We start from the raw sequence: 24,952 nt of genomic DNA on the forward strand, positions 1-24,952 counted from the left end.
TCGCAGAGTGGTGTGCAAGCGGTCCACGGAGGACCGGTCCGAGGAGGGCATGATGCGCGCCGTTGTTCTGCATGAGTTCGGACCCGCCGAGAACCTGCGGTACGAGACCTGGCCGGACCCCGTCGCGGGCCCCGGCCAGGTGCGGATCGCCGTACGGGCGGCCGGGGCGCACTTCGTGGAGACCGTGATGCGGGCCGGTGAGGCCTCGGACAAGGCGCCGCCGCTGCCCGAACTGCCCGCGGTCCTCGGCGGAGAGGTCGCGGGCGTCGTCGACGCGGTCGGCCCCGGCGTGGACGCCTCCTGGCTCGGCCGGCCCGTCGTGACCTCGCACGGGGCGCCCGGCGGGTACGCCGATCTGGCGGTCGCCGCCGTCGACGAGCTGCACGCCGTCCCGGACGGGCTCGGTTTCGAGGACGCCGTGACCATGGTGATGACCGGCGCCACCACCATGGGGCTGCTCGGGGTCGCCCGACTGCGGCCGGACGACGTGGTGTTGGTGACGTCCGCCGCCGGGGGAGTGGGGCGGCTCGTCGTGCAGTACGCGCACGCCATCGGCGCGACGGTCGTCGGCGCGGCGGGCGGACCCGGCAAGGTCGACGCGGTGCGGGCGCTCGGCGCCGATGTCGCCGTGGACTACAACGTGCCCGGGTGGGCCGACTCCGTCCGCGAACGGCTCGGGGGGCGGCCGGTCACCGCCGTCCTGGACGGCGTCGGGGGCGAAAAGGCCGCGGCCGCCTTCGAGTTGATCGGGCGGGGCGGGCGGTACGTCGTCATCGGCTGGTCCTCGCAGGAGGCCTTCGAGCCGACGCCGCAGGTCCTTGCCGGGCGGGGCATCTCGTACGCCAATGCCCTCATGGAGTTGATCGGACACCCCGAGGAGCGGCCCGCGCGGGAGCGGGAGGCTCTGGAGGCCGCCGCCAAGGGGGAGTTGGTGCCCTCGTGGCAGGCGTTCCCGCTGGCGCGGGCGGCGCAGGCGCATGCGGCGATGGAGCGGCGGGAGACCACGGGGAAGGTGGTGCTCGTCCCCTAGGCGTCCAGGCCCCTAGTCGCCTAGCCGGGCCGGGCTAGGCCCAGCCCGTGGTGGACGCGCCGTCCAGGCGGCGCGTGCGGTAGCTGTCGGCGTCGAGCGTGATGACCTCCGCGTGATGGGCCAGCCGGTCCACCGTCGCGGACGCCGTCGCGCTGTCGCCGAACGCCTCGTCCCAGCGGCCCAGCGGGCGGTTGCTGGTGACGATCAGCGAGGCCCGTTCGTAGCGGTGCGAGACGAGCTGGAAGAGGAGGCGGGCGGCCTCGGGGTCGAGGGGCACGTAGCCGACCTCGTCCACGACGAGCACCGGGTACGCGTCGAGCCCGGCCAGCTCCTCGCGCAGCCGCCCCGCGGCCTTGGCGTCCGCGAGCCGGGCGCCCCACTCGGCAGCGGTCGCGAACAGCACCTGGTGGCCGGCCTGGCAGGCCCGTACGCCCAGGGCGACCGCCAGATGCGTCTTGCCCGTGCCGGGGCCGCCGAGCAGTACCACGTTCGCCTTGCGGGTGACGAAGTCGACCTTTCCCAGCCGGGTGATCACCCCCGGCTCGGGCGCCCGCAGATGCCCCTCGTCGAACAGTTCGAGGACCTTCCTGGCCGGGAACCCGGCGGCCTCGATGCGTTCCTCGGCGCCGGACGCGGGACCCGCCGCCTCGCCCGCCCCGGGATCCCGCTGGGCGGGGACGGCCGCGGGCCGGGAGCCCGCGCCCGCGGTGCGCGCACGGGTCTCGTGCGCCGCCATGGGCCCGGACATGTAGGCGAGGATGGCCGCGGAGGCGATGAACGCCATGTGGATGACCGTCCCCCACATGAGGTCGTGCCGGGGCGTGTGGTGCACGTCGACGAACATCTGGAGCAGGTGTACCGACGAGATCCCCACGATCGCGGTGGCCAGCTTGACCTTCAGCACGTTGGAATTGACGTGCGAAAGCCACTCGGGCTGGTCGCGGTGGCCCTGGAGGCCGATCCGCGAGACGAAGGTCTCGTACCCCCCGACGATCACCATGATCAGCAGATTGGCGATCATCACCACGTCGACGAGCTTGAGCACGGCGAGCATGACGTGCGTCTCGTCCGCCCGGCCGCTGATGACGTGGTGGATGAGGTGCCACAGCTCGTTGAAGAACTTGTAGACGTACACGCCCTGCGCGGCCACCAGGCCGAAATACAGGGGCGCTTGGAGCCAGCGGGTCGCGAAGAGGGCGCACCCCAGAGTGGTCATGTTCGGCGGGGGCGGGGCGGAACGGGACACGAGACCTCCAACGGCCGTGAGGCTCGACATTCTTGTGGACCGCCGCCGACTATCTGAATTCCGGCCACCCGTTGGGGTTAATAGAAATCCAGTCGGACAGGTCCCTCCATACGACCGCAGCGCCCCCTCGGTTGTGGTTGTCAGTCCTTCTTGGCCGCTATCCGGTCCTTCTTGATCAGGGTGGCGAGGCGGGAGAGGCCGTCGGCCGCGTATCCCTCGTCGACCGCTCGGTCCAGGAGGGTCTGGAGCGGCTCGAACAGCTCGGTGCTCAGGCCCTGTTGGGTGAAGGCGTCCAGGAAGTTCGGAAGCGCGGCCTGGTTGACCGCCAGGGACGACACGTCCGTGAGGTGCCGCCCGGAGTCCAGCGCCTCGGCCATGCCGGGCACGAGGCCGGCCGTCATCGCGTGGACCCAGTCCTTGAGCAGGGGCGCGAACTCGCGGGCCGGTACGCCTGCGCTGCCGATCAGGGCGTACGCCTGGGCGACGCCCATCACCATGCCGTACATGCCGGTGAGCAGGGACAGGTCGTACAGGGCGGCGGCGCCCGGGTCCTTGCCGACCCACTTGGTCTCCGCGAGGGCCGCGAGCGTGGGCCGGTGCGTCGCGTACGCCTGCTCGTCGGTGCCGCTGTAGAGGATGTACGCGCCGGGCGTGGCGATCATCTGCGGGACGGCCATGATGCCGCCGTCGATGTACGCGATGCCGTGCTCGGTCGCCCAGTCCGCCAACTCCCGTGCCTGGCCGGGGGTTCCGTTCGTGAGGTTCACGAGGGTGCGGCCGGCGAGGGCGGGCGCCTCGGGCTCCAGAAGGGCGCGGACGCGGTCGTTGCTCGTGAGGCAGACGATGACGAGGGGGGCGGCCTCGACGGCTTCCGTGACGGTCTCGGCGGGTCTCGCGCCCTGGGCGGCCAAGGGGCCTGTCTTGGCCGCGGTGCGGTTCCATACGGTGGTGTCATGGCCCGCCTTGAGCAGAGCGGAGGCCAGGGCCGTACCCATGAGGCCGAGGCCCAGTACGGCTACGGAATTGTTCTTCTCGGGCATGACGGCTCCTCGGGAGGCGTGGCGTGTTTTCCGCGTACACCTCGATCCTCGGGCTGCCCTTGGGACGCGACAAGTACTGACTAATTAGTGCGGTACTTACCGAACGGTGTGTGGGCCGAATCGGAAAAGGCGGCGGTGTGCCGGTTGGTGGCGGGATGCGGAACCGTGCTGTGCTTAATCGTCGTCTGTGCCACGGGTGTTGCCGCGCGCGGTGCCCGTGGACCGTCTGGAGAGAAGGGTGGAGGGTGGCGATGGCGTCTCTCGCGGAGCTGCTGCGGGAGCTGAAGGAGCGGTCGGGGCTCAGCTACGGGGTGCTGGCCAAGCGGCTCCACATGAGTACGTCCACCCTGCACCGGTACTGCAACGGCGACGCGGTGCCGGTGGACTTCGCCCCCGTGGAGCGGTTCGCCCGGCTCTGCAAGGCGTCGCCCGAGGAACTCGTCGAAGTGCATCGGCGGTGGATCCTCGCGGACGCGGCGAGGGGGCAGAAGGCCGAGCCCCGGCCGGAGCCAGGACCGGAACCGGAACCGGAACCGGAACCGGAACCGGAAGCGGGAACGGGGGCTGGAGCGGGTCAGGGTCCGGAGGCTGAAGCCGCTGTTGCCCACAGCTTTCTCGGAGCGGGAAGGCGGCGCCTGGTCACGCTGGTCTCCGCGGCCGCCGGGGTCGCCGTCATCGCGGTCGGCTCCGTGGCCCTCGCCATGAACGGCGACGACGACGGCGGGCACAAGCGGAACGACAAGGCCGCCGCCCCGGCCCACCCGAGCGCGTCCCCGGACGGCGGGGACGGCGAGGGCGAGGAAGACAAGGACCGGAGTGACGGCAAGAGCACGAAGAAGGAGGGCGATCCGTCCGCGTCGCCCTTCAGGAAGGGCAGCCCCAAATTGGGCGTGCCCCGGGCCGGCGGCGGCGGACGCGGCGGCAACGAGACCTCCTCCGCCGGGGGCTCCGCGAGCGACGACCTCGTCGAACCGCTGACGACACGCACCCGCCCGTATGTCTACGAAGACGCCTGCACCCAGCACTTCCTGGTCAACCGCAAGGCCAACGAGGTGCCGCAGCCGCCGTCCGAGCAGGACGCGCCCGCCTGGGTGGCCGACCTCGGCGCCGTCTCGTCCGGCGAGCAGTTCATCGAGGTCACCGTGCAGGGCATCGGCGAGGAGACCGTCGTCCTCCAGGACATGGACGTCCGTGTGCAGAGCACCAGCGCGCCGCTGGCCTGGAACGACTACGCGATGGAGACCGGCTGCGGCGGCAAGGTGAACACCAAGTCCTTCGGCGTCGACCTCGACGACAACGCGCCGCGCACCACACCCAAGGGGGGCCAGCGGGACTTCCCGTACAAGGTGAGCGAGAACGACCCCGAGGTCTTCTACATCAAGGCGCACACCGCGTCCCACGACGTCCGCTGGTACCTGGAGCTGGAGTGGTCGAGCGGCAAACGGCACGGCACGCTGCGCATCGACGACCAGGGCAAGCCGTTCCGCACCAGCGGCCGGGAGGAGCGCCCCTCGTACGGCTGGCCGCCCGGCAGCTCGAAGTGGTACCGGCAGCTGGACAGTTGAACTGTCACGGAAAAGGCTTAGGGTGCGGGCAGAGCCGTCCCAGCCGAAGGAGCCCGCCGCCATGACCGTCACCGAGCCAGCCCGCGCCGCCGCCCCCATGCCGCCGCTCGCCGCGCGCGCCGCCGGGGTCGGAGGCTCGCCGGTACGGGACATCCTCGCGGTCACCGCGCGGCCCGAGGTCATCAACTTCGCGGGCGGCCTGCCCGCCCCCGGCCTCTTCGACAGCGAGGGCATAGCGGCCGCCTTCCGCGCGGTCCTCACCGAGATGCCCCAGCGGGCGCTCCAGTACTCGACGACCGAGGGCGAGCCCGCCCTGCGCACCGCCATAGCCGCGCGCACCTCCGCGCGCGGGCTCGCGACCGCCCCCGACGACGTGCTGATCACCACGGGATCGCAGCAGGGCCTCTCGCTCCTCGCGACCGCGCTGGTGGAGCCCGGCGACACCGTCCTCGTCGAGGACCCCTGCTACCTGGCGGCGCTCCAGGCCTTCGCCTTCGCGGGCGCGCGCGTGGTGCCGGTGCCCTGCGACGAGTTCGGCATGGACCCCGCCGCCCTCGACGAACTCGTCGCCCTGCACCGGCCGAAGCTGCTCTACACCGTGCCCACCTTCCAGAACCCGACCGGCCGCACGCTGCCCGCGGGGCGGCGCGCCGCGGTCGCCGGGATCGCCGAGCGGCGCGGGGTGTGGATCGTGGAGGACGACCCTTACGGGGAGCTGCGGTTCGAGGGGGAGCGGGTGCCGTGGATCGCCACGTACCCGGGGGCCGAGGAGCGCACGGTCCTGCTCGGGAGCTTCTCCAAGGTCATGGCGCCGGGGCTGCGGCTCGGCTGGCTGCGGGCGCCGGGCGCGCTGCTGCGGGCCTGTGCGGTGGCCAAGCAGGCGGCGGATCTGCATACGCCGACCGTCAATCAGCTGGCCGCTGCGCGGTATCTCGCGGAACGCGATCTTGATGGGCATATCGCCCGGGTGGCGGGGATCTACCGCGAGCGGCGGGACGCGATGCTTTCCGGGATCGGGGAGGCGTTGCCGGAAGGGTCCGGCTGGGTTCGGCCCGAGGGCGGGATGTTCGTGTGGGCGAAGCTGCCTGAGGGGTACGACACGGGGGCGTTGCTGGGGGGTGTCGTCGCGCACGACGTGGCGTATGTGCCGGGGGCGCCGTTCTTTGCGGGGGCGCCGGATGTTTCTACGTTGCGGCTGTGCTTTGTGACGCAGGCCCCCGACGAGATCGCCGAGGGGCTGCGTCGGCTGCGGGGCGCGCTTCGGATCTGACCCGCAGGCTCGGCGCCTTCAGAGGCGCTCAGGCGTCCTGATCCCCAGCAGAGCCATGCCCTTGTGCAGTGTGCGGGCCGTGATGTCGCACAGGAACAGGCGGTTCTCGGTCTGGGCCGGGGTGTCCGCCTTGAGGACCGGGCACTTGTCGTAGAACGAGGTGTACAGCGACGCCAGCTGGTAGAGGTACGCGGCCAGCTTGTGCGGGGCGTACTCCGCGGCGGCCTCCGCCAGCGTGTCACCGAACGCGTCCAGGTGGAGGCCGAGCGCCCGCTCCGCCGGGGCGAGTTCGAGCTCCGGGTGCGCCACCGGGCCCGCCTGTGCGCCCGCCTTGCGCAGGATCGACTGGATACGGGCGTACGCGTACTGGAGGTAGACCGACGTGTCGCCGTTCAGGGACACCATCTGGTCGAGGTCGAACTTGTAGTCGCGGTTCGCCGACGTCGACAGGTCCGCGTACTTCACGGCGCCGATGCCGACCTGGAACGCCCGCTCCTGGATCTCCTCCTCGGTGAGGTCGCGCGCCTTCTCCCGTACGACCTCGGCGGCGCGCTGCACCGCCTCGTCGAGCAGGTCCTCCAGGCGCACCGTCTCGCCCTCGCGGGTCTTGAACGGCTTGCCGTCCGCGCCGAGCACCGTGCCGTAGCCCATGTTGTGGGCCGTGACGTCGTCGTTCAGCCAGCCCATCCGGCGGGCCGCCTCGAAGACCATCTTGAAGTGCAGGGACTGGCGCACGTCCACCACGTACAGCAGGGTCGTGGCGTGCAGGCCGAGGACGCGGTCGCGGATCGCCGAGAGGTCCGAGGCCGCGTACCCGAAGCCGCCGTCGGCCTTCTGCACGATCAGCGGGACCGGCTTGTCGTCCTTGCCCTTGATGTCGTCGAAGAACACGACGAGCGCGCCCTCCGAGCGGACCGCGACACCCGACTCCTCAAGGAGCCGCGCCGTCTCGGCCATCATGTCGTTGTACGCGGACTCGCCGACGATCTCGTCGTCGCGGACCTCCACGTCCAGCTTCTCGAAGACCGAGTAGAAGTAGACCTTCGACTCGTCCACGAAGCGCTGCCACAGCTCCAGAGTCTCCTTGTCGCCGGACTGGAGGGCGACGACCCGCTTGCGCGCCCGGTCCTTGAACTCCTCGTCCGCGTCGAACACCGCGCGCGACGCCTTGTAGACGCGGTTCAGGTTGCTCATCGCCTGCTCGCCGTCGACGTCCTCGGCCGGGGCCAGCTGGCCGGGATTCTCGATCAGGTACTGGATGAGCATGCCGAACTGGGTGCCCCAGTCGCCGATGTGGTGGCGGCCGATCGTCTTCTCGCCCGTGAAGTCCAGCATGTGGCGCAGGGCGTCACCGATGACGGCCGACCGCAGGTGGCCGACGTGCATCTCCTTGGCCACGTTCGGCTGGGCGTAGTCGATGACCGTCGTGCCCGCGTGCGGGTTCAGGGGGACGCCGAGCCGGTCGCCGTCGGCGGCGCGGGCCGCGAGCGTCTCGACGATCGCCTTGTCGGTCACCGTCACGTTCAGGAAACCGGGGCCCGAGACCTCGATGCCGGCGAGCAGGTCGCCGCTCTCGATCCGGGACACGACCTGCGTGGCCAGCTCCCGCGGGTTGCCCTTGAGCTTCTTGGCGAGCGCCAGGATGCCGTTGGCCTGGAAGTCGGCCCGGTCGCTACGTCGCAGCAGCGGGTCCGCGGAACCGGCCTCCGGCAGGGCAGCCGAGAGGGCGTCCGCGAGGCGCTGGTGGACGGAGGCGGTGAGGGACGTGACCGAGGCCATGAATGGGTGCCGTTCTGCTCGGGTGCCTGGGCGTGCTGAAGCTACAGAAGCCGAGTATCCCACGCGGTGAAAAGCGGTTTTCGCGGTTACGGGGCGACCTGGGAGAATGGCTGCGTCAAGCGGTACTCACGTACTCACGTAGAAGAAGAAGGGCGTGCCGATCGTGGCTCAGAGCACCGATACCACCGACTGGGTCTCCCGCTACGCGGACGAGGTCATCGCCGAGTCGGAGCGTCGTGCCCCGGGCGCGAAACAGCACGGCACCGCCGGACCGGCGATCGTCGTCGCCTCCGGCCTCTCCCCCTCGGGCCCGATCCACCTCGGCAACCTCCGCGAGGTCATGACCCCGCACCTGGTCGCCGACGAGATCCGCCGCCGCGGACACGAGGTCCGCCACCTGATCTCCTGGGACGACTACGACCGCTACCGCAAGGTGCCGGCCGGCGTCCCCGGCGTCGACGAGTCCTGGGCCGAGCACATCGGCAAGCCCCTCACCTCCGTGCCCGCCCCGGCCGGCTCCGCGTACCCGAACTGGGCCGAGCACTTCAAGGCCGCCATGGCCGAGGCGCTCACCGAGCTGGGCGTGGAGTACGACGGGATCAGCCAGACCGAGCAGTACACCTCGGGCGCCTACCGCGAGCAGATCCTGCACGCGATGAAGCACCGCGGTGACATCGACGCGATCCTCGACCAGTACCGCACCAAGAAGGACCCCGCCAAGGCCGGGCAGAACGGCAAGGGCAAGCAGCAGCAGAAGCCGGTCGACGAGGCCGAGCTGGAGGCCGCCGAGGGGTCCGGCGCGGCGAGCGAGGACGACGGCAGCGGCGGCAGCGGCGGGTACTACCCGTACAAGCCCTTCTGCGGGCAGTGCGAGAAGGACCTGACCACGGTCACGTCGTACGACGACGAGTCCACCGAGCTGGTCTACACCTGCACGGCGTGCGGCTTCGGCGAGACCGTGAAGCTGAGCGAGTTCAACCGCGGCAAGCTGGTCTGGAAGGTCGACTGGCCCATGCGCTGGGCGTACGAGGGCGTCGTCTTCGAGCCGAGCGGCGTGGACCACTCCTCGCCCGGTTCGTCGTTCGTCGTCGGCGGCCAGATCGTGCGGCAGATCTTCGACGGCGTGCAGCCGATCGGCCCGATGTACGCCTTCGTGGGCATCAGCGGTATGGCGAAGATGTCGTCCTCCAAGGGCGGCGTGCCGACCCCGGCCGATGCCCTGAAGATCATGGAGGCGCCGCTGCTGCGCTGGCTGTACGCGCGCCGCAAGCCCAACCAGTCGTTCAAGATCGCCTTCGACCAGGAGATCCAGCGGCTCTACGACGAGTGGGACAAGCTGGAGGCCAAGGTCGCCGACGGCTCCGCGCTGCCCGCCGACGCGTCCGCGCACTCCCGTGCGGTGCGCACCGCCGCGGGCGAGCTGCCCAGCACCCCGCGGCCGCTGCCGTACCGCACGCTGGCCTCCGTCGCCGACATCACCGCCGGTGCCGAGGACCAGACGCTGCGGATCCTGAGCGACCTCGACCCCTCCGCGCCGCTGTCCTCGCTCGACGAGGTCCGGCCGCGGCTGGACCGCGCCGAGAACTGGATCACCACGCAGGTCCCGGCGGACGCGCGCACGATCGTGCGGTCCGAGCCCGACACCGAGCTGCTGTCGTCCCTGGACGACGAGTCGCGTGAATCGCTGCGGCTGCTCCTGGAGGGCCTGGACACGCACTGGTCCCTGGACGGCCTCACGCACCTGGTGTACGGCGTGCCGAAGGTGCGGGCCGGGTTCTCGGCGGACGCGACGGCCAAGGAGCTGCCGCCGGAGATCAAGGTCGCGCAGCGGACGTTCTTCGCGCTGCTGTACCGGCTGCTCGTGACCCGGGAGACCGGTCCGCGGCTGCCCACGCTGCTGCTGGCCGTGGGCGCCGAGCGGGTGCGGAAGCTGCTCGGCGCGTAACGCCGCGCCGGACGGGCGCCGGTGCCGGTGCCGGTATTCCGGAGGGTGGGGGCCGTGCCGTTGCTTCGCGACGGCACGGCCCCCACCCCTTCGCGTATCAGGGGCGTCGTCGGTGGCGGCGTACGGCGAAGAAGGCCAGCCCGGCCATGACCGAGAGGGCGGCGGCGGTGATGGTGACGGTCGCCGGGGTCCAGTCGTCGCCCGTGGACCCGGTGGACCCCGTGGCCCCCGTAGCGCACTCGGGACGGGGTGTCGCGCCGCCCGCCTCGACCGTCACCCTGCCGTTCGTCCGCGCCTCGTCGGGCGGCACCGGCTGGTCGAAGCGCAGGGTGTGGCTGCCGGGCTCGGCATCGCAGCGGACCATGGCCCGGCCCTTCCAGGAGACCTTTCCGGAAGGGGCCAGTTTCACCGGCCGCGCGAAGGCGTCGGAATGGACGGTCACGCGGTGGTCGTCGTCCATCTGGTCCATCAGTTCCGGGTTCAGAACGGACAGCGTGACGCTCTCCCCGGGCGCCACCGAGCCGGGTGTGACGCTGAGTTGACCCTTTCCGCCCGCCTCCGCGGCGGCGCTCGGAATTCCCGCCAGTGAAAGGGCGAGGGCGAGCGCTCCAGCGGCCGCGGCGAGTTTACGTGGCATAAGGTGCAGTCCTCGGGTTCGGCCGGCCGGCGTTCATTTCCGGTTCGCTGGGTCCGTTCTTTGCGATCTTAACCAGGGGGAGTCTGGACACCCGCCGACCTCGGGTGTTCCAGCAGAAAGGCAAGAGTGCGCATTTCCCGTTGGGCCAGGGCCCTCACCATGGGGATAGGCGGCGGATTGCTCGCCGTATCGGCGGCCGGCGCTTCCGCCGCGACGCTGGACACGCCACCACCGGGCGCGTCAAAGGACAGTGAAAGCACGGCCGTTCCGAAAGAGAGCGGCGAGAAGTGGGGGGCGGCGGCCGCGGAGCGGTTCTGGACCGCCGACCGCATGGAGTCGGCGACTCCGCCGGAACCGGTGACGGGGAGTGCGGGGAGCACCCCGGCCGCTTCCACCCCCGTGTCCGCCACCCCGGCCGCGTACACCGCTGCCGCGCCCGCCGCACCGACCGCCGAGACCGGCTACGCGGGCTCCAAGACCATCGGCGTCCTCTACTTCGTCGACAAGGACATGTCCACGCACAACTGCACGGCCAGCGTGGTGCACAGTCCCAAGGGCAACCTCATCCTCACCGCGGGGCACTGCGGCAACGGCGACAAGTACGCCTTCGTGCCCCAGTACCGCACGGGGAAGACCCCGGCGCAGCAGCCCCACGGCATCTGGGCGGTCGACCGGGTCTTCAGGGACCCGCGGCACACCGATCGCGGCCCCGGCTCGGACCTCGACTTCGCCTTCGCGACCGTCAAGCCCGACAGGGAGGGCCGGCAGGTCGAGCAGGTCACCGGCGCCAACACGCTGACGCGCACGCCCGGTTACCAGGTGGCCGTCACCGTCATCGGCTACCCGTCGGCCAGGAACGCCCCCAGGGACCAGGCCATCAAGTGCCGGGTGAAGACCACCAGGCTCTCCGGATACAAGCAGCTGCGCATGGAGTGCGGCGGCTTCTACGGCGGCACGTCCGGCAGCCCGTGGCTGATGGACTACGACGAGCGGACCGGGACCGGCAAGGTCGTCGGCAACCTCGGCGGCGTCGGCGGCGGCGGGGCGACCGACTCCGTCTCCTACGCGCCGTACTACGACGGCGAGGTGTTCAGGCTCTACGACGACGCCGTCAACGACGCCGCCGTGGTCGAGCGGCCCCCGCTGCCCGCCTCGCTCGGCACCGGCGAGACCTGGCAGCACGCCAAGCGCACGGCGAGCGGCGACTACACCGGCGACGGCAAGGCCGACCTCCTCGTGGTGTGGGACGACGGGGAGGTCACCCTCCGCCCCGGCGACGGCAAGGGCGGCTTCACCGGCGAGCGCCGCCTGAAGAAGGCCAACGCCACGTGGAAGCACGCCACGACCATCACCGCCGGCGACTTCACCGGCGGCCCGCTCTCCGACCTGATGGTCCGCTGGTCCGACGGCGAGGTCACCCTGTACCGGGACGTGTCCGCCGACGGCCTCGGCAGGGAGACCAAGCTCGCCGCGGCCCGTTCCGTGTGGGCGCACGCCGGGCAGATCACCGCGGGCCGCTTCAGCGGGGACAAGCGGCTCAACGACGTGGTCGTGCGGTGGAGCGACGGCGAGGTCAGCCTCTACGCCGACGTGGACGGCGGCGGCTTCAAGAGGGAGACCAGGCTTCAGCGGGCCAACGCCACCTGGAAGGGCGCCACCCTGCTCACCAGTGGCGACTTCACCGGCAACGCCTCCTGGGACATCGTCGTCCGCTGGACCGACGGCCGGCGCTCCCTCTACCAGGACGTGAGCAAGGGCGGCCTCGGCAAGGAGACTCGGTGGAAGACTTCCGCCGGTCTGTGGAAGCACGCCAAGGCGGTGACGGCGGGCGCCTTCACCGCCAACGGCCGGCCCGACGACCTGCTCGTGCGGTGGAGCGACGGCGAGGTCACCCTCTACGCCGACACCACGACGAAGCTCGGCCGGGAGATCAACCTCGTTCCGCCGAAGGTCTCCTGAGCGGGTCTCCTACGCGATGTATTCCGCGCCCGCGTCCAGGTCCTGCTGGTAGCGGGAGCGGAAGTCGCGCAGGTACGGGCGCAGGGTGCTCTCCGTGAGAGGGCCGCCCGCCTGGCCCGTCACGCCGTACAGGTCCATCAAGTAGAGGCTGAACTGGCGGGCGTTGGGGTAGTCCCCCAGCTCGCTGACGTACTTGCGGAACGCCATGAAGTACGCCTCTTCGCGGCTGATGTCCTCCGGGAGCCCGAGGATGTCGGGCTCGGGCTCGGCCTCGGGGCCGGCGCCGGTCTCGGGCTCGGGCTCGGGTTCCGTGGGGGCCTGCGGCTGCTGCGCCTCGTGGGGCTGCTGGGCCGGGTGGGGCTCATGCGTCTCGTCGCCGTGCGGTCCGTGGTCGTCGTAGGGCGCCTGCTCCTCGTACCACTGGTCGTACGGCTCCTCGGGGGCGTACGACGCGGGGTGCCGGGCGAACCACGGGCTCGTGTGCGGCAGGGCGTCCGGCTCGGGCTGCGGCTCGGGCTGCGGTTCGGGCTGCGGTTCGGGCTGGGGCTCGGCGCCGGGATCGGGCTGCGGCGCGGGTTCCGGCTGGGGGCGGGGCGCCTGGGGGATCTCCTGCTGCGCGGGCTTCGTCAGCTCCGGCTGCCGGGGGACCGGGGGGAGCAGGGCCGGTTCGATGCCGGCGGCGGCCAGGCCCGCGGGGGCGGTCTCCGCCAGGGGGACGCCGTAGCGGGCCAGGCGCAGCGGCATCAACGACTCCACCGGGGCCTTGCGGCGCCAGGCGCGGCCGAAGCGGGAGCGCAGCCGGGCCTGGTAGACCAGGCGTTCCTGCTCCAGCTTGATCACCTGGTCGTAGGAGCGCAGCTCCCACAGCTTCATCCGCCGCCAGAGCAGGAACGTCGGCAGCGGCGACAGCAGCCACCGCGTGATCCGTACGCCCTCCATGTGCTTGTCGGCGGTGATGTCGGCGATCCGGCCCACCGCGTGCCGGGCCGCCTCGACCGCGACCACGAAGAGCACGGGGATCACCGCGTGCATGCCCGTGCCGAGCGGGTCGGGCCAGGCCGCCGCGCCGTTGAAGGCGATCGTCGCGGCCGTCAGCAGCCACGCCGTCTGGCGCAGCAGCGGGAAGGGGATGCGGATCCACGTCAGCAGGAGGTCCAGGGCCAGCAGGACGCAGATGCCCGCGTCGATGCCGATCGGGAAGACCACCGAGAAGCCGCCGAAGCCCTTCTTCTCGGCCAGCTCGCGCACGGCCGCGTACGACCCCGCGAAGCCGATCCCGGCGATGACGACCGCACCGGCGACGACCACCCCGATGAGTATCCGGTGCGTGCGTGTCAGCTGCATCGCGGCCACCCGCGAACCCCTCCCTGTTCAGCCTGTATCGGCTCGTTGCGAGCGACAGCCTGGCACATGTGTGCGGACCGCCTGACGGCCGGTACGCCAAGAGCCCGGCCCCATGGGGCCGGGCTCCGTCAACTGCTGTGCCTGTGCGGCTGGTTCAGGACTTGGACTTCGGCTTGTCGCCGGCCGACTTGGAGTCGTCGGCCTTGGAGTCGTCCGCCTTCGGGTCGTCCGACTTCGAGTCCCCCGCCTTCGGGGCGTCCTTCGTCGGCTCGTCCTTCTTCGCGTCGTCCTTCTTCGCGTCGTCGGTCTTGGGCTTCTCGCTCGAACCGGACGACGCCTTGCCGCCGCCCTCGTTGGCGGAGACGACCGACGCCGCGGCCTCCTTCGCCGCCTTCTGCGCGGCCTTCGACAGGTCACCGGCGTCGGGGGACTTGTCGCCCGCGAGGCCCGCGCCGTTGTAGTCGATCGTGACGACCGCGTTCTCCACGCGCGTCACGAACGTCTGCTGCTTGAAGGTGTCCTTGTCCTTCTTCAGGTCGTACCGCACGAGCGTCGCCTGGTCGCCCACGCCCTGCACCGGCTCCGCCTTGACACCCTTGGCGTCCTTGATCGCCTGGGCGTCCGCGACCTGCTTGGCGAAGTTGTCCTGCGCACGCTTCGCGCCGCTGCCGAGCGAGGCGTCCGAGTCGAAGCGCATCAGCGAGACGCGCAGCCAGCGGAACTGGGAACCGTCCACGCCGTTGTTGTCGAGACTGTCCCACGAGCAGCTGCCGCGCAGCGCCGTGTCCGTGGACGTGCCGGCCTTGCCCTTGTCCTTGGCCTTCGGCACCAGGTCCGCGAGCGTCTTCTTCGACAGGACCTCGCAGGGCTCGGGAAGCTTGCTGTACGCGGCCTTCTCCACGCTCGCGGGCTTGTCCCCGGGCTTCTTCGAGGCCGAGGCCTTCGAGCCCGTGTCCTTCTTGGCCCCGTCGGAGCCGGAGTCGGAGTCGGAGGAGCAGCCGGAGGCGACGAGGATCACCGGTACGGCGGCCGCGCAGACGATGATGCGGCTGAGGCGCTGTCGCTGTCGCTGTGCAGGTCGGTGCATGGTTCCTTCACTCAGTTCGTCTCGTGACGTCCAGTTCGTCTCGTGACGTCGTCGGGTCCGAGGGGCCACGGTACGCGCATGGGACGGCGGGTGGCTCCGATTCACCGGAGCCCGGACCCCGCCGGGGCCCGCTGCGGCCGACGGCTACTCGTCGAACGCGCCCGCGAGCGACTCGGCCAGTTCCTGCGCCTTGTCCTGCATTTCCTTGCTGTCGGGGACGTCCGTGCGGCGGCCGGGCTGCTCGTCGTACTCGATGGTCACGATGACGTTGGACGTGCGGAACACCACAGTCACGGTGCGGTGTCGGGTGGCCGAGGCGGCGGTCGTCAGGGCGTCGTCGAGGAAGGCCTCGTCGCCGAGGTCGTCGAGGGTGCGGGGTTCGAGGCCGGCGGGCGGGGTGGCGGGGGCGGTGCTGGCCGCCGTGTCGTCCGCGCCGTCCTTGTCGTCCTTGCCGTCCTTCTTGTCGGACTTCTCGGACTTCTCGGGCTCGCCGGACTCCTCGGACTTGCCCTTGTCGTCGTCGCGGCGCGCGCTCCTGGCGGCCTTTCCGCCCTGGGCCACTCCGCCTTGGGCCTTGTCGCCCGCCGCGTCGTCGGACTCCTTCGCGGAGCGGGTGCCGGAACTCCCGCCGTCCCCCTGGCCCCCGGGCTCGGAGGAGGCGGGCCGGGAGAGGTCCGCGCCCCGGAGCTTGGTCGCGTAGACCTCCGCGGCGCGGTCGTCGTCGCTGACCGTGCTGTCGTAGGAGACGACGCGCTCGAAGTCGAGGAGGAGGCGGTGGGAGGCGCCGGACGACTCGACCTTCCAGCTACAGCCGACGCGCCGGTCGGTGTCGTACGTGACCGTGGGCGTGCCCTCGTACGCCTTCTCGCGCTGTTCGCCGTCGTCCATCTCCTTGAGGCCGGGCAGCATCGCGTCGAGCGTGCCGGGCTCGACCTCGCCGCAGGGCTCCGGGAGCGTGCGGTACCTGCCGGGCTCGGCGGCGGCGGCCGAGCTGCCGGTGTCGCCCGGCTTGGAGTCGTCCGACGCGTCGCCCGTGCCGGAGCCTGAGGTGCAGCCTGCGAGCAGCGCCGCGAGCAGCGCGGCGACACCGGGTACGTAGACCTTCCGCTGCACCGTGATGGCTCCTCTCGTGGGGGATATTCGGTTGCCGCTGGTGGGCGACCGGTGGACACAATGTCTATCGCACGCGCTGCCGTGGACGCCGGTCCGATACCCCTTTCGTTGACCTTGGCTCCGGTATTTGCGCTTCAGATGCTTCTAGGCTTGTAGTGGATTACGGGGGAAAGAGGGCGATATGTCGTATGTAGAGGTTCCGGGTGCGAAGGTGCCGATCCGGATGTGGGCGGACCCGGCGTCGGTCGAGGAATCGGCGATGCGCCAGCTGCAGAACGTGGCGACGCTGCCGTGGATCAAGGGCCTGGCCGTCATGCCGGACGTCCACTTCGGCAAGGGCGCGACGGTCGGCTCGGTGATCGCCATGCAGGGCGCGGTCTGCCCGGCGGCGGTCGGCGTCGACATCGGCTGCGGCATGTCGGCGGTCAAGACCTCGCTGACCGCCAACGACCTGCCGGGGGATCTGTCGCGGCTGCGATCGAAGATCGAGCAGGCGATTCCGGTGGGGCGGGGCATGCATGAGGACCCCGTCGAGCCGGGGCGCTTCCACGGGATGGCGACGGCGGGGTGGGACGACTTCTGGTCCCGCTTCGACGGGGTCACCGAAGCGGTCAAATTCCGTCAGGAGCGAGCCGCTAAGCAGATGGGAACGCTCGGGTCGGGCAACCACTTCATCGAGTTCTGTCTCGACGAGTCGGGTTCGGTGTGGCTGATGCTGCACTCCGGTTCGCGGAACATCGGCAAGGAGCTGGCCGACCACCACATCGGCGTGGCCCAGAAGCTCGCGCACAACCAGGGCCTCGTCGACCGCGACCTGGCCGTCTTCATCGCGGAGACCCCGCAGATGGCGGCGTACCGGAACGACCTGTTCTGGGCGCAGGAGTACGCGAAGCACAACCGCGCCCTCATGATGGCGCTCTTCCAGGACGTGGTCCGCAAGGAGTTCCGGAAGGCGAAGGTGACCTTCGATCCGGTGATCTCCTGCCACCACAACTACGTCAGCGAGGAGCGGTACGACGGGATGGACCTGCTGGTCACCCGCAAGGGCGCGATCCGGGCCGGCGGCGGTGACTTCGGGATCATCCCCGGCTCGATGGGCACGGGCTCGTACATCGTGAAGGGCCTCGGCAACGAGGCGTCCTTCAACTCGGCCTCCCACGGCGCCGGCCGGCGCATGAGCCGGGGCGCGGCCAAGCGCCGCTTCTCGACGAAGGACCTGGAGGAGCAGACGCGGGGCGTGGAGTGCCGCAAGGACTCGGGCGTCGTGGACGAGATCCCGGGTGCGTACAAGCCGATCGAGCAGGTCATCGATCAGCAGCGTGACCTCGTCGAGGTCGTGGCGAAGCTGAAGCAGGTCATCTGCGTCAAGGGGTGAGCGCGGGCCGCCCGGCCGCCGCGGGGGCCGGGCGATCCGTCAGGCGCCGCCGTCGCGTTCCGCCGCGTGGCGGGTGCGGGCGGTGGTGAGAGCCTTGTCGAAGTCGCGCTGGGTGTCGTCGCACCAGTGGAGCAGGTCGGCGAGGACGCGTTGGAGGGTTTCGCTGGGGCTGTCGCGCCAGCCCTCCTCCGAGAGCGTGTACGCCTGAAGGGCTTCGGCCGCCCGACGTGAGGCGGCGTCGTGGGGTGAGGCGGCCTCGTGGGGTGAGTTCGGCAAGTTCGGCATCAAAGCTCCCTGTGCACCTTGGTGTTGGAGGCCTGCGCCCGGGGGCGGACCACCAGCAGGTCGATGTTGACGTGGGGCGGGCGGGTGACCGCCCAGGTGATCGTCTCCGCTACGTCCTCGGCCGTGAGCGGCTCGGCGACGCCCGCGTAGACCTTCGCGGCCTTCTCGGAGTCGCCGCCGAAGCGGGTCAGCGCGAACTCCTCCGTCCTGACCATGCCGGGCGCGATCTCGATGACGCGGACCGGGGTGCCGACGATCTCCAGGCGGAGGGTCTCGGCGAGGACGTGCTCGGCGTGCTTGGCGGCGACGTATCCGCCGCCTCCCTCGTACGTGCCGTGCCCGGCGGTCGAGGAGAGGACCACCACCGTGCCGTCGCCGCTCGCGGTGAGTGCGGGCAGCAGGGCCTGGGTGACGTTCAGCGTGCCGATGACGTTCGTCTCGTACATCCGGCGCCAGTCGGCGGGATCGCTCGCGGCGACGGTGTCCGCGCCGAGCGCGCCGCCCGCGTTGTTCACCAGGACGGCGATCTTCTTGAACGCCGTCGCGAAGGTGTCCACCGCCGCGCGGTCGGTGACATCGAGCGCGTACGCCATCGCGTCGTGCCCCGCGTCGGTCAGCTCGGCGGCGAGCGCCTCGATGCGGTCCTTGCGGCGCGCGGTGAGGACGACGCGGTAACCGGCGGCGGCCAGGCCGCGGGCGGTGGCGGCGCCGATGCCGCTGCTGGCGCCGGTGACGATCGCGATGCGCTTGGCGGCGGCGGTCATGGTGCGCTCCTTCGTCGTGGGGCGGGTCCTGGGAGGCCGAAGCGGGCCTGGGCCCGTGATGTTCGTCCGTCCGTGAGCCAGGATAGGCGGGCCCCTCAGCGGGCTCGCGGGGCGTACATGATCACGGCCATGCCCGCGAGGCAGATCAGCGCGCCGACGACGTCCCAGCGGTCGGGGCGGTAGCCGTCCGCGACCATGCCCCAGGCGATCGAGCCCGCGACGAAGACCCCGCCGTACGCGGCGAGGATGCGGCCGAACTCGGCGTCGGGCTGGAGCGTGGCCACGAAGCCGTAGACACCGAGCGCGACGACGCCGGCGCCGATCCAGGCCCAGCCGCGGTGTTCGCGAACGCCCTGCCAGACGAGCCAGGCACCGCCGATCTCGAAGAGGGCGGCGAGGACGAAGAGGAGGGCGGAGCGGGCGATGAGCATGGGCGACAGGGTGGCATGTTCTGGCGGGGCGCCTTGGGGCTCGGTCTCGCCTTGGCTTCGTCTGCGGGGCGGGGCCGCGGGGGTATGTGCGTGCTCGCCATCTTGGTGCGGGACCTTGTTGGTTGTGGGGCTCGGTTAGATGGATCCACTGTGCTGCGCTCGCACATACCCCCACGTCCCCTCACGAGCGTGCGCGGCTGCGGACCGGTGGGGGTGCCCCGGGCGTGCCCGTCCGGATGCTCGCTTCTTCTCCATGCCGGCCGACGGCGGCCCGGTCGGAACCTTCAACGGCCGGCAGGTACGCCAGGGCGGGCCGCGCCGCCTCCGGGACGCGGTCGAGTGGGCCGTAAGCACGTGGAAGGAGCACGGATCACCGAGCACCGCCGCGTTCAGGGCCACACAAGGCAATACGCCTGATGCCCCGCATCATGCAACCGGTGGCTGAAGTCCTGCCACTCGTGGAGGAGTTGGTAGACGTTGAAGGCGTCGCGCGGGCCGCCGCGGTCCGGGACCGTGGACCATATGAAGGCGGCGGCGCCCACCGACTCCTCGCCGATGCCGCGCAGCGGGTCGACGACGGTCATGGGGAGCTTCACCACGGCGTAGTCCGGGTGGAGGACGACCAGCTCCAGTGGGGGGACCTGGTGCAGGGGTATGCCCTCGATGCCGGTCAGGACCATCGCGGCCATCGTCTCCGGCTTGATCTTCGTGAACATGCCGCCCATGCCCAGCTCGTCGCCGCCCAGCTCCTCGGGCCGCATCGAGATGGGCACGCGGGCGGCGGTCGCGCCGTTCGGAGCCCCGAAGTACTTGTAGGTCACCCCCACCCCGCCACTCCTGCTGCTCACCCGGTCCCGCCCCGGCTCAGTGGTCTCGCCGTGCACCTGGTCGGGCGCCTGCGCCGGCTGCGGATCCGTCTCGCGTCGGTGCCTGCCCCGCCGGGCACGCCGCGGGCCCAGGCCGTCGGTCCCCTCGCCCAGTCCGCCACCGCGCTGCATATCTCCACCCGACTGCTTTCCAGGGCGGCACGGCCCTGTCTTTTCTAGGCCTCGCGGCCCCCGCCACGCAACCCGATCATCGTGTCAGTGACCTCCCCCACGGTCACCCTCTAAAACGTGGAGTGAAACACCTGTCCGCAGGATGCCCGGACGCTCTGACACCATGGCTCGTGTGAGCTTCCCGTATAGCGCCCCAGTTTCGCAGACTCTTTTCGACCGTGCGGCGGCCGTGACGCCCGGCGGTGTGAACTCTCCCGTGCGCGCGTTCCGCGCTGTGGGTGGTACGCCCCGTTTCATGGTGTCCGGTACCGGTCCGTACCTGACTGACGCCGACGGCCGCGAGTACGTCGACCTCGTGTGTTCGTGGGGTCCGATGATCCTCGGGCACTCCCACCCCGAGGTGATCGCCGCCGTGCAGGAGGCCGTCTCGCGCGGCACCTCCTTCGGTACGCCCGGCGAGGGCGAGGTCGCGCTCGCCGAGGAGATCGTGGCCCGTATCGAGCCCGTCGAGCAGGTGCGGCTCGTCTCCAGCGGCACCGAGGCGACCATGTCCGCCATCCGCCTCGCCCGCGGCTTCACCGGCCGCGCCAAGGTGATCAAGTTCGCCGGGTGCTACCACGGGCACGTCGACGCCCTGCTGGCCGCCGCCGGTTCGGGCGTGGCGACCCTCGGGCTCCCCGACACCCCGGGCGTCACCGGCGCCCAGGCGGGCGACACCATCGTCGTCCCGTACAACGACCTGGACGCCGTGCGCGCCGCGTTCGCCGCGAACGAGGGTCAGGTCGCCTGCGTCATCACCGAGGCCTCACCGGGCAACATGGGCGTCGTACCGCCGGGTGAGGGCTTCAACCAGGGGCTCGCGGACCTGTGCCGCCAGAACGGCGCGCTGTACATCTCCGACGAGGTCATGACCGGCTTCCGCACGTCGAGGGCCGGTTGGTACGGCGTCGACGGTGTGCGGCCCGACCTGATGACCTTCGGCAAGGTCATGGGTGGCGGTTTCCCCGCCGCGGCCTTCGGCGGGCGCGCCGACGTCATGGCGCACCTCGCCCCGGCCGGCCCTGTCTACCAGGCGGGCACGCTCTCCGGGAACCCCGTCGCCACGGCCGCGGGCCTGGCGCAGCTGCGGCTCCTGGACGATGCCGCGTACGAGAAGGTCGACGCGGTCTCGGAGCAGTTGCGGGGCCTGGTGAGTGAGTCGCTGGGCAAGGAGGGCGTCGCACACACCGTGCAGAACGCCTCCAACATGTTCTCCGTCTTCTTCACCGCGAACGAAGTGAGGAACTACGACGACGCCAAGGCGCAGGAGTCCTTCCGCTTCACCGCCTTCTTCCACTCGATGCTGTCGCAGGGCGTCTATCTGCCGCCCTCGGCCTTCGAGTCCTGGTTCGTCTCCACCGCCCACGACGAGCGGGCCGTCGAGCGGATCGCCGCCGCCCTGCCGGCCGCCGCCCGCGCCGCCGCCGAAGCGACGGAGGCCACCGCATGAGCGCCACCGCGGCGGGCGACGAGCTGACCGTCGTCCATCTGATGCGCCACGGCGAGGTGCACAACCCCGACGGGATCCTGTACGGGCGGCTGCCCGACTACCACCTCTCGGAGCTGGGCCGGCAGATGGCCGACCGGGTCGCCGAGCACCTCTCCCAGCGTGACGTCACGCACGTCGTCGCGTCCCCGCTCGACCGCGCCCAGGAGACGGCCACGCCGATCGCCAAGGTGCACGGCCTGGACCTCGCCACCGACGCCCGGCTCATCGAGGCGGGCAACGTCTTCGAGGGCAAGACCTTCGGAGTCGGCGACGGCGCCCTCAAGAACCCCGACAACTGGCGGCATCTGGTCAACCCCTTCAAGCCGTCCTGGGGCGAGCCGTACATCGAGCAGGTCGTACGGATGATGGGCGCCCTGGACGCGGCCAAGGACGCGGCCCGGGGGCACGAGGCGGTCTGCGTCAGCCACCAGCTGCCGATCTGGATCGTGCGCAGCTTCGTGGAGAAGCGGCGCCTGTGGCACGACCCGCGCAAGCGGCAGTGCACGCTCGCCTCGCTGACGACGTTCACCTACCGCGGCGACAAAATCGTTTCGGTCGGTTACTCGGAACCGGCCCGGGACCTTGTCCCCGCGCATCTCCTCGCGGGCGCCAAGCCGGTGAAGGGCAAGGGCAAGGCCTTCGGGGCCTGAGTAGCCCGAGCAGCCCGATTTCAATTGCGCTGATTGACGTCGTGTGATCGCGTCGCGACTGTAAGTCCCTTTCGGGTAAAGCGCGGCAAATAATCCGCGATGTGCAGGAACCCCGTTGTTCGTCGCGCCCTCTAACAGGGCGTCCCTCTTGCCGGGTCAGATACGGCAGGACGGGAGCCAAGGGCGCGACGAAATGGGGATTGGCAATGCGCGACTTCAGCCGCCGGGGAATGCTCGGACTCGGGGCAGGTGCCGCGGCCGCTTTCGGACTCGCGGCATGCGGCACCGGGGGCGACGGGGATTCCTCGGGGCCCGCGGACAAGGCCAGGGACGGGCAGGCCGACGCCGGCAAGCGCCCGGCGAAGCCGATCGGCGACGGGTCGACCTCCTACACCGGCAAGCAGCCCAACCAGCCGGGCAAGCCGGTTCCGCTGGAGCCCGGCGAGACGCCCCCGCAGTTCGTGGTCTTCTCCTGGGACGGTGCGGGCGAGGTCGGGAACGGACTGTTCCCGCGCTTTCTGAAGCTGGCCGAGGACCACAACGCGCACATGACGTTCTTCCTCTCCGGGCTTTATCTGCTTCCTGAATCGAAGAAGCGCATGTACCGCCCGCCGAACAATGCGGTCGGCGCCTCCGACATCGGTTATCTCACCGACGGTCACATCAAGGACACGCTGAAGTACGTCCGTCAGGCCTGGCTCGAAGGCCATGAAATCGGCACGCACTTCAACGGGCACTTCTGCACGGGCTCGGGAACCGTCGCCAAGTGGACGCCCGCGCAATGGCAGGACGAGATCGACCAGGCCAAGTCCTTTGTGAAGAAGTGGCGTACGAACACCGGCTGGACCGATCTGCCGTCGCTGCCCTTCGACTACGACAAGGAACTCGTCGGCGGCCGCACGCCCTGTCTGCTCGGCCAGAACAATCTGCTGCCGACCGCGAAGAAGCTCGGCTGGCGCTACGACGCGTCCTCGCCGGGCGGCCGCCAGCGCTGGCCCGAGAAGAAGATGGGCGTGTGGGACCTGCCGCTCCAGGCGGTGCCCTTCCCCGGTCACTCCTTCGAGGTCCTGTCGATGGACTACAACATCCTCGCCAACCAGTCGCAGAACTCCACGAAGGCGCCGCCCCACAACTACCCGGGTTGGCGCAAGCAGGCCACCGAGGCCTACATAGCCGGGTTCAAGCGGGCCTACGAGACCAACCGCGCCCCGTTCTTCATAGGCAACCACTTCGAGGAGTGGAACGGCGGCATCTACATGGACGCCGTCGAGGAGGCCCTGAAGCACATCGCCGGCAAGAAGGACGTCCGTCTGGTCTCCTTCCGGCAGTTCGTCGACTGGCTCGACGTGCAGGACCCCAAGGTGCTCAAGCAGCTCCAGGGCCTCGATGTCGGCCAGCAGCCCGCGGGTGGCTGGAAGGGGCTCGGAAGGGCCGCCTGAAATGGGGCTTTCCGCAACCGCGGGGGGTGCGGAAGATCCCTGAAACAGACATGCGAAACTTTTCACATGAGTGCCGCCTGCCGTGCCCCACACCGCGTTGACAGCAGCAGTCGCCGTCGCAGCCGTGCTGCCCTGCTCGCCGCAGGCGCCGCGGTCGCGGCGCTGACTCTGTCCGCTTGCGGCTCCGGCGGCATGTCGGGCGGTTCCGGGAACACCAACTTCGTCGCCGGGAAAGACGGCATCGCCACCGTCAAGAAGGGCGACCGCAAGCCGAACCCGTCGCTCGACGGGGAGACCCTCGACGGCAAGAAGCTGGACATCACCAAGGACTACAAGGGCAAGATCGTGGTCATCAACGTCTGGGGTTCCTGGTGCGCTCCGTGCCGGGCCGAGGCGCCGAACTTCGTGAAGCTCGCGAAGGAGACCAAGTCCAAGGGCGTCGAGTTCGTCGGGATCAACACGCGTGACCCCGAGCGCAGCCCCGCGATCCAGTTCGAGAAGCACCACGAGGTTCCCTACCCGAGCCTCTACGACCCGACGGGCAAGCTCATGCTGCGCTTCCCCCCGGGCTCGCTCAACCCGAACGCCATCCCCTCCACGCTCGTCGTCGACCGGGACGGGAAGATCGCGGCCCGCGCGCAGACGCCACTGAGCGAGGAGAAGCTGCGGAAGATGATCGACCCCGTACTCGCGGAGAAGTGATGTCCACGCTCGCGGCCGTCGTCGGTCCGAACGAGACCGTGCTGAGCGGGGCCCTGCTCCTCGCGATCCCGATCGCCGTGCTCGGCGGGCTCGTCTCCTTCTTCTCGCCGTGCGTCCTGCCGCTCGTGCCCGGCTATCTGTCGTACGTGACCGGGGTCAGCGGCCAGGACCTCGGGGAGGCGCGGCGCGGCCGGATGGCCGCCGGGGCCGGTCTCTTCGTGGCCGGGTTCACCGTCGTCTTCGTCACCGTCACGACCTCCTTCGGTGCCATCGGCCGCACGCTCAAGCTGCACCAGGGCACCATCAACACCACGCTCGGCGTGGTGATGATCGTGCTCGGGCTGTTCTTCATGGGGCTCATGCCGTGGCTCACCCAGCGCGAGTTCCGCTTCCACAAGCGGCCCGCCATCGGGCTGGCCGGCGCACCGATAGTCGGCGCTCTCTTCGCGGTGGGCTGGACGCCGTGCGTGGGCCCGACCCTCGCCTCGGTCCTCGCCCTGTCCGCCGAGGACGCCGACCCGCAGCGCGGCGCGATCCTCGGTGTCGCGTACTCCCTGGGGCTCGGCCTTCCGTTCATCCTCGCCGCCGTCGCCTTCCGCAAGGCGCTCGGCGCCTTCGGCTGGGTGAAGCGGCACTATGTCTGGGTGATGCGCGTCGGCGGCACCATGATGATCGTGACCGGGCTGCTCCTGGTCACCGGCGTGTGGGACAGCATCGTGCAGGACATGCAGGTCTGGACCAGCAGTTACAGCGTGGGGATCTGAT

The 24,952-nt window shown here is 70.6% G+C and carries 22 protein-coding genes; 11 read left to right on the top strand and 11 right to left on the bottom strand.

Translation table 11 applies throughout. The annotated features are described in order from the left end of the window. The first annotated feature begins 52 nt into the window (after window positions 1–52). Complete coding sequence (locus CP975_RS20020; protein WP_055534176.1) at window positions 53–1,030, top strand: zinc-binding dehydrogenase; 978 nt, start codon at window positions 53–55, stop codon at window positions 1,028–1,030. A 34-nt stretch (window positions 1,031–1,064) separates the two neighbouring features. On the opposite strand, the gene istB is transcribed toward CP975_RS20020, so the two are convergent. Together istB and CP975_RS20030 are read right to left on the bottom strand one after the other, a co-directional pair. Next, a complete protein-coding gene (gene istB / locus CP975_RS20025) occupies window positions 1,065–2,306 on the bottom strand; it encodes an IS21-like element helper ATPase IstB (protein WP_425474262.1) in 1,242 nt (413 codons plus the stop codon). 110 nt (window positions 2,307–2,416) lie between these two features. Beyond that, complete coding sequence (locus CP975_RS20030) at window positions 2,417–3,316, bottom strand: NAD(P)-dependent oxidoreductase (protein WP_055534153.1); 900 nt, start codon at window positions 3,314–3,316, stop codon at window positions 2,417–2,419. A 251-nt stretch (window positions 3,317–3,567) separates the two neighbouring features. Here CP975_RS20030 and CP975_RS20035 point away from each other — a divergent pair, with 251 nt between their 5' ends. Together CP975_RS20035 and CP975_RS20040 are read left to right on the top strand one after the other, a co-directional pair. Further along, window positions 3,568–4,881 carry a helix-turn-helix domain-containing protein gene (locus CP975_RS20035; protein WP_055534151.1) on the top strand — a complete coding sequence of 438 codons (1,314 nt, stop codon included), beginning with the start codon at window positions 3,568–3,570 and terminating at the stop codon, window positions 4,879–4,881. Window positions 4,882–4,942: 61 nt separating this feature from the next. Continuing rightward, the gene (locus CP975_RS20040) at window positions 4,943–6,151 is read left to right on the top strand and encodes an aminotransferase-like domain-containing protein (RefSeq protein WP_055534150.1); all 1,209 of its coding nucleotides are present in this window, start codon (window positions 4,943–4,945) and stop codon (window positions 6,149–6,151) included. 18 nt (window positions 6,152–6,169) lie between these two features. On the opposite strand, the gene argS is transcribed toward CP975_RS20040, so the two are convergent. Continuing rightward, window positions 6,170–7,930 carry an arginine--tRNA ligase gene (gene argS, locus CP975_RS20045; protein ID WP_055534149.1) on the bottom strand — a complete coding sequence of 587 codons (1,761 nt, stop codon included), beginning with the start codon at window positions 7,928–7,930 and terminating at the stop codon, window positions 6,170–6,172. A gap of 154 nt (window positions 7,931–8,084) precedes the next feature. Here argS and lysS point away from each other — a divergent pair, with 154 nt between their 5' ends. Continuing rightward, the gene (lysS, locus tag CP975_RS20050; protein ID WP_055534148.1) at window positions 8,085–9,875 is read left to right on the top strand and encodes a lysine--tRNA ligase; all 1,791 of its coding nucleotides are present in this window, start codon (window positions 8,085–8,087) and stop codon (window positions 9,873–9,875) included. A gap of 97 nt (window positions 9,876–9,972) precedes the next feature. Here lysS and CP975_RS20055 read toward each other — a convergent pair whose 3' ends face one another. Next, window positions 9,973–10,512: a hypothetical protein gene (locus CP975_RS20055; protein WP_150477193.1), complete on the bottom strand. Its 540-nt coding sequence runs from the start codon at window positions 10,510–10,512 to the stop codon at window positions 9,973–9,975. Between the two features lie 126 nt (window positions 10,513–10,638). On the opposite strand from CP975_RS20055, the gene CP975_RS20060 reads away from it, so the two are divergent. Next, a complete protein-coding gene (locus CP975_RS20060; protein ID WP_246201572.1) occupies window positions 10,639–12,471 on the top strand; it encodes a trypsin-like serine peptidase in 1,833 nt (610 codons plus the stop codon). A gap of 9 nt (window positions 12,472–12,480) precedes the next feature. Here CP975_RS20060 and CP975_RS20065 read toward each other — a convergent pair whose 3' ends face one another. From CP975_RS20065 to CP975_RS20075, 3 genes are all read right to left on the bottom strand, one after another. Beyond that, window positions 12,481–13,824: a DUF2637 domain-containing protein gene (locus CP975_RS20065; protein WP_150477194.1), complete on the bottom strand. Its 1,344-nt coding sequence runs from the start codon at window positions 13,822–13,824 to the stop codon at window positions 12,481–12,483. 145 nt (window positions 13,825–13,969) lie between these two features. After that, window positions 13,970–14,902, bottom strand: a complete 933-nt coding sequence (locus CP975_RS20070; protein ID WP_055527001.1) for a DUF3558 family protein — start codon at window positions 14,900–14,902, stop codon at window positions 13,970–13,972. A gap of 144 nt (window positions 14,903–15,046) precedes the next feature. Next, complete coding sequence (locus CP975_RS20075; protein WP_055526999.1) at window positions 15,047–16,015, bottom strand: hypothetical protein; 969 nt, start codon at window positions 16,013–16,015, stop codon at window positions 15,047–15,049. A gap of 181 nt (window positions 16,016–16,196) precedes the next feature. Here CP975_RS20075 and CP975_RS20080 point away from each other — a divergent pair, with 181 nt between their 5' ends. Continuing rightward, window positions 16,197–17,390: an RtcB family protein gene (locus CP975_RS20080; protein ID WP_055526997.1), complete on the top strand. Its 1,194-nt coding sequence runs from the start codon at window positions 16,197–16,199 to the stop codon at window positions 17,388–17,390. Between the two features lie 39 nt (window positions 17,391–17,429). Here CP975_RS20080 and CP975_RS20085 read toward each other — a convergent pair whose 3' ends face one another. The 4 genes from CP975_RS20085 to CP975_RS20105 all read right to left on the bottom strand — a co-directional run bounded on the left by CP975_RS20085 (window position 17,430) and on the right by CP975_RS20105 (window position 19,868). Then, entirely contained in the window at window positions 17,430–17,675 is a 246-nt protein-coding gene (locus CP975_RS20085) for a hypothetical protein (RefSeq protein WP_055526995.1), read from the bottom strand. Continuing rightward, complete coding sequence (locus CP975_RS20090; RefSeq protein WP_055526993.1) at window positions 17,675–18,439, bottom strand: SDR family NAD(P)-dependent oxidoreductase; 765 nt, start codon at window positions 18,437–18,439, stop codon at window positions 17,675–17,677. The genes CP975_RS20085 and CP975_RS20090 overlap by 1 nt, the downstream gene beginning before the upstream one ends. 95 nt (window positions 18,440–18,534) lie before the next feature. Then, on the bottom strand, window positions 18,535–18,870 hold the full coding sequence (locus tag CP975_RS20095) for a YnfA family protein (protein ID WP_055526990.1): 336 nt from the start codon (window positions 18,868–18,870) through the stop codon (window positions 18,535–18,537). A gap of 389 nt (window positions 18,871–19,259) precedes the next feature. Then, complete coding sequence (locus CP975_RS20105; RefSeq protein WP_199782856.1) at window positions 19,260–19,868, bottom strand: hypothetical protein; 609 nt, start codon at window positions 19,866–19,868, stop codon at window positions 19,260–19,262. A 163-nt stretch (window positions 19,869–20,031) separates the two neighbouring features. Between CP975_RS20105 and hemL the strand changes: the two genes are divergently transcribed. From hemL to CP975_RS20130, 5 genes are all read left to right on the top strand, one after another. Further along, on the top strand, window positions 20,032–21,357 hold the full coding sequence (gene hemL / locus CP975_RS20110) for a glutamate-1-semialdehyde 2,1-aminomutase (RefSeq protein WP_150477196.1): 1,326 nt from the start codon (window positions 20,032–20,034) through the stop codon (window positions 21,355–21,357). Beyond that, window positions 21,354–22,046 carry a histidine phosphatase family protein gene (locus CP975_RS20115; RefSeq protein WP_055526985.1) on the top strand — a complete coding sequence of 231 codons (693 nt, stop codon included), beginning with the start codon at window positions 21,354–21,356 and terminating at the stop codon, window positions 22,044–22,046. Before hemL ends, CP975_RS20115 begins: the two co-directional genes overlap by 4 nt. A gap of 206 nt (window positions 22,047–22,252) precedes the next feature. Next, the gene (locus tag CP975_RS20120) at window positions 22,253–23,485 is read left to right on the top strand and encodes a polysaccharide deacetylase family protein (protein WP_055526982.1); all 1,233 of its coding nucleotides are present in this window, start codon (window positions 22,253–22,255) and stop codon (window positions 23,483–23,485) included. A gap of 66 nt (window positions 23,486–23,551) precedes the next feature. Further along, on the top strand, window positions 23,552–24,187 hold the full coding sequence (locus CP975_RS20125) for a TlpA family protein disulfide reductase (RefSeq protein WP_055526980.1): 636 nt from the start codon (window positions 23,552–23,554) through the stop codon (window positions 24,185–24,187). After that, window positions 24,187–24,951, top strand: a complete 765-nt coding sequence (locus CP975_RS20130; protein ID WP_055526978.1) for a cytochrome c biogenesis CcdA family protein — start codon at window positions 24,187–24,189, stop codon at window positions 24,949–24,951. Before CP975_RS20125 ends, CP975_RS20130 begins: the two co-directional genes overlap by 1 nt. Window position 24,952: the final 1 nt, after the last annotated feature.

Source organism: Streptomyces alboniger, from assembly GCF_008704395.1.
Taxonomy (GTDB): domain Bacteria; phylum Actinomycetota; class Actinomycetes; order Streptomycetales; family Streptomycetaceae; genus Streptomyces; species Streptomyces alboniger.